General features: G+C 73.9%; 5 protein-coding genes. 2 read left to right on the top strand and 3 right to left on the bottom strand.

Features of this window, described 5'->3' with window-relative positions; all coding sequences use genetic code 11:
* Positions 1-39: 39 nt before the first annotated feature.
* Genes ACWEVO_RS31465 through ACWEVO_RS31455 form a run of 3 tightly spaced genes read right to left on the bottom strand, consistent with a single transcriptional unit; the run spans position 40 to position 2,124 of the window.
* Positions 40-291 carry a helix-turn-helix transcriptional regulator gene (locus tag ACWEVO_RS31465; RefSeq protein WP_452311093.1) on the bottom strand — a complete coding sequence of 84 codons (252 nt, stop codon included), beginning with the start codon at positions 289-291 and terminating at the stop codon, positions 40-42.
* 10 nt (positions 292-301) lie between these two features.
* Positions 302-1,153 (bottom strand): ABC transporter permease, encoded by an 852-nt coding sequence (locus tag ACWEVO_RS31460; RefSeq protein WP_452311092.1) that lies wholly within the window; start codon positions 1,151-1,153, stop codon positions 302-304.
* Entirely contained in the window at positions 1,150-2,124 is a 975-nt protein-coding gene (locus ACWEVO_RS31455; protein WP_452311091.1) for an ABC transporter ATP-binding protein, read from the bottom strand. The genes ACWEVO_RS31460 and ACWEVO_RS31455 overlap by 4 nt, the downstream gene beginning before the upstream one ends.
* Positions 2,125-2,248: 124 nt before the next feature.
* On the opposite strand from ACWEVO_RS31455, the gene ACWEVO_RS31450 reads away from it, so the two are divergent.
* Both ACWEVO_RS31450 and ACWEVO_RS31445 read left to right on the top strand, forming a co-directional pair.
* Complete coding sequence (locus ACWEVO_RS31450) at positions 2,249-2,917, top strand: hypothetical protein (RefSeq protein WP_452311090.1); 669 nt, start codon at positions 2,249-2,251, stop codon at positions 2,915-2,917.
* Positions 2,918-2,982: 65 nt separating this feature from the next.
* A partial coding sequence (locus tag ACWEVO_RS31445) for an acyltransferase family protein (protein WP_452311089.1) occupies positions 2,983-4,217 on the top strand: 1,235 nt, incomplete at its 3' end.

Here is a 4,217-nt window from a genome sequence, read left to right as displayed (position 1 = left end):
CGTCCAGGAGCTCTTCGACGAGCTGCTCGAGGAGGTGGATCACTGATGCGGCCGATGCGGCTGGACAGCGTCGCCGATCCGGGGGAACGGCTCGATGGAGAAGACCACCTCGACCGGCACCTCGAAGTACGCGGCGATCCGCAGCGCCAGGTGCAGGCTGGGTCGGAACTCACCCCGCTCCAGGTAGCCGACCGTCTGGTAGTGCACGCCCAGCGCGTCGGCCAGCTGCCGGCGGGAGATGCCCCGCTCGGCGCGCAGCACGGCGATCCGGTTGTGCACGGTCTCGCTCATCGACGCCCTCTCATCCGACCCGCTGCATGGCCCGCTCGCGGCGCGCGGCCACCCGCGAGCCGGACTCCCGGCGGGCCATCCGGCGCAGCACGACCGGCGCCAGCACGAGCCCGAGCACCGCCCACGCGCCGAGCACGCCGAGCGTCTCCAGGTGGCGCCAGGAATGGCCCAGCTCGACCGCGGCCATGCTGTCGGGCAGCAGCGCCGAGCGCATGCCCAACCCTAGCCAGTAGATCGGGAAGACCTGGGCGATGCCCTGCAGCCACCCGGGGTAGCTGTTGATCGGGTAGAAGATGCCGGAGAGCGCGATCAGGCCCATGTTCGGCAGCATGACCAGCCCGAGGTTGCGCGGGTTCTCGATCAGCGCGCCGAGGACCGCGCCCATCGGCAGGGTGGCCACCAGGCCGAGCACCGCCACCCAGAGCAGGGTGAACCAGGCGGACGCGCTGGTCACCTGGAGCCCGTCCAGGAACAGCAGCGACGGGACGAGCTGGATCGCCATGCTCACCAGGGCGACCGTGGACATCAGGGTGATCTTGCCGATCAGGTAGCCGAGCATCCCGTTGGGGGTGGCCTTGGCCCGCAGCAGGGTGCCGTCCTCGCGCTCGATGACCAGCTGCGAGGCGAGCACCAGCATGCCGCCGAAGGCGAGCCCCATGCCGAGCGCGCTGGGCAGCGTACGGGCGCCGAGGGAGAAGGAGGTGCCGGGCACGGTGGAGCCGCGCATGAAGAACATGGCGATCAGCAGGACCGCCGTGGGGAAGAAGTAGTTCCACAGATCCTGGGCGTTGCTGAAGGTGTTGCGCAGCTCGATCACGCCGCGCCGGAAACCGGCCCGGACGGCCGCCATCGTCGGGTTCATCGCTCGCTCCCCTGCTGCCACACCCGGTCGGCCCGGCCGCTCCGGACGCCGGACTCCTCCTCGTAGACCAGTGCCATGTACGCGTCCTCCAGGCTGGCCCGGCGGACCTCCAGCTCCTGCACGGCGTCGCCGTACTGGCGGAGCAGGTCCCGGACGAACCCGGTGGCGTCGGCGGCGGAGTGCACGAACCGCTCCCCGTCCCGGGTCCAGCGGATCTCCGCGTCGCCGGCCACCCGGCGGGCCAGCGCGTCCGGCGAGCCGTCCGCGACGATCCGCCCGCCGGCCAGGATCAGGATCCGGTCGGCCAGCTTCTCCGCCTCGTCCAGGTCGTGCGTGGTGAGCAGGATGGTGGTCTCGTCCAGGTCGGCGAGGCGGTGCACCAGCTCGTGGAACTCGCGCCGGGCGGCCGGGTCGAAACCGACCGTCGGCTCGTCCAGGAAGAGCAGCTCGGGGCGGCCCACGATGCCGACCGCCACGTCCAGCCGGCGACGCTGGCCGCCGGAGAGCTGGGCCACCCGCTTCTCCGCCTGGGCGGTGAGGCCGACGGCGGCCAGCAGGTCGGCCACCGGCCAGGGCCGGCGGATCCGGTCGGTGCCGTACGGCGCGTAGAAGGCGCCGAGGTGGGTGAGCAGGTCGCGGACCCGCCACTTGCCGTGGTCGCGCCAGGACTGGAGCACCACGCCCATCCGGGCCCGCCAGCGCTCGTCGCCCCGGGCGGGGTCGACGCCCAGGACGCTGACCTGTCCGGCGGAGCGCATCCGGAAGCCCTCGAGGATCTCGATGGTGGTGGTCTTGCCGGCGCCGTTGGGCCCGAGCAGGGCGAGCACCTCGCCGCGCCGGGCGGTGAAGTCGACCCCGTGCAGCACGTCGACGGTGCCGTAGCGCATGCGCAGGTCGCGTACGTCGAGGACGAGGTCCTCGTCGGGGGGATGGGGAGCCCCGACAACTCCCGGCAGTTCGACCGCAGTCATGCCGCGAAATGTAGCACCTCTACTACATCTTGCGGTACACCCGCTCTTCGTCTGAAGCACGACAGGCTCCCCGCTCCGGCCGATCCTGGCTACGGTGGACCGCGACCGGGGAGGGGACGCCTGGATGGCCGACGACACCGAGCTGACCATCGCGCTCGCCGAGTACGAGCACCTGCGCGAGCTGAGCCGGGCGGTGCACGACCAGTCCGCCGCCCGGTTCACCTTCTTCCTGGCGGTGGCCTCCGGAGCGACCGCGGTGTCGGCCGGGCTGATCACCACCGGCCCACCGCACGGCCCGGTCGGCCCCGCCGTGCTGGCCGGGCTCGGACTGCTGGTCCTGCTGCTGGGCGTCTTCGTCTTCGCCCGGCAGGTGGAGCTGAACGACCGGGGCCGTCGGTACGCCGTCGCCGCCACCGTGCTGCGCACCTACCTGACCCGCCGCGCGCCCGAACTGGCTCCGTACATCGTCATGCCGACGCTGGACGATCCCGGCCCGTTCGCGCCCGAGCCGTTCCGCCGGCACTGGTTCCGCGACCTGGTCAGCCAGGCCGGGATGCTGGCGCTGGTCAACAGCGTCCTGGTCGGCCTCTCCGTCGCGCTGGCGGTGCTCGCCACCGGCGTGACCTGGCCGGCGGGGCCCGCCGCGGCGCTGGTCGTCGCCGCCTCGATCGCGGCGCACCTGCGGATCATCCGACGCCGGGTGGAACGCTCCGCCGGGCAGGTCGGCGGGGTGCTCGACCGGCGGGCCCTCAGCGTCGCGCGCGACGATGCGGAGGCCCTCCCGCTGGCCTGACCGTGGCGATCCGTCGGCAACCACCCTGGGTGTAAGGAGGCCGTCCAGGGGGGACAACGCGTGCCATGTCGGGTACGAGCAGGGCCAGGGTTCCGTACCAGCCGGCGCTCGACGGGGTCCGCGCGCTCGCGGTCGCGGCCGTCCTCGCCTTCCACGGCGGAATCGCCGCCCTGCCGGGCGGCTTCCTCGGGGTGGACGCGTTCTTCGTGCTGTCCGGGTTCCTGATCACCTCGCTGCTGCTCGCCGAACACCGGGCCACCGGCCGGGTGGACCTGGTGGCGTTCTGGGGCCGGCGGGTACGGCGCCTGCTCCCCGCCCTGCTCCTGGTGCTCGTCGTGGTGCTGCTGGTCGGTCGGGAACTGCTGCCCGGCACCGAACTCGGCGCGCTGCGCTGGGACGAGCTGGCCGCGCTCGGGTACGTCGCCAACTGGCGGATGGCCAACCGGGAGGGGGACTACTTCGCCGCCACCGGAACCCCGTCCCCGCTGCAACACACCTGGTCGCTCGGCATCGAGGAGCAGTTCTACCTGCTCTGGCCGCTGCTGCTGATCGTGCTGCTGGGCTGGGCCACCGCGCGCGGCGCCGGCCCGACCCGCCGCCGGCACACCGCCGTCCTGGTGGCCGTCCTCGTGGGAGCCGCCAGCTCGGCGCTCGCCGCCGCCACGCTGTTCGCCCCGAACGCCGTGGACCGGGTCTACTACGGCACCGACACCCGCGCGGTCGCGCTCCTGGTCGGAGCCGCGCTCGCCGTGCTGCTCGCCCGATTCCACGCCGCCGTCCCCGCGCGGTCGGACGGGCCGGCGCGGTCGGACGGGACCGGCGGACCGGAGGAGCCGGGCGGGTCGGAGGGGGCGGGCGCGGAGGTGGCCGGCCGGCGGACACGGCACCCGGTCCTCGGCGGGCTGGCGCTGGCCGGGGCCGTGACGACCGGCTGGTTCTGGGCCACCGCCGAGGGTGGCGACGGCTGGCTCTACCGGGGCGGGCTGACCGTGGCCGCCCTCGCCGTGGCGGCGGTCATCGCGCACGCCACGGTCAGCCCAGCCGGGCCGACCGCCCGGCTGCTCGCCCTGGCGCCGCTGGTCTGGCTCGGCCGGATCTCGTACGGCGTCTACCTCTGGCACTGGCCGCTGTTCCAGTGGCTCACCGCCGAGCGGACCGGGCTGACCGGAGTCGGCCTGCTCGCCGCCCGCTGCGCGCTGACCCTGGCCGTCGCCACCGGCTCGTACCTGCTGATGGAGCGGCCGATCCGGCGGGCCCGGCGGCTGCCCCGCCCGGCGCCGGCGCTGGCCGGCACGGCGGT

It is taken from the genome of Micromonospora sp. NPDC003776, from assembly GCF_053605645.1.
This window is presented reverse-complemented; position numbering and strand designations above follow the sequence as displayed.

Excerpts from the sequence above, each read along its gene's own strand:
- ACWEVO_RS31465 (WP_452311093.1), bottom strand. The coding sequence starts at position 291 with ATGAGCGAGACCGTGCACAACCGGATCGCCGTGCTGCGCGCCGAGCGG.
- ACWEVO_RS31455 (WP_452311091.1), bottom strand. The coding sequence starts at position 2,124 with ATGACTGCGGTCGAACTGCCGGGAGTTGTCGGGGCTCCCCATCCCCCC.
- ACWEVO_RS31460 (WP_452311092.1), bottom strand. The coding sequence starts at position 1,153 with ATGAACCCGACGATGGCGGCCGTCCGGGCCGGTTTCCGGCGCGGCGTG.
- ACWEVO_RS31450 (WP_452311090.1), top strand. The coding sequence starts at position 2,249 with ATGGCCGACGACACCGAGCTGACCATCGCGCTCGCCGAGTACGAGCAC.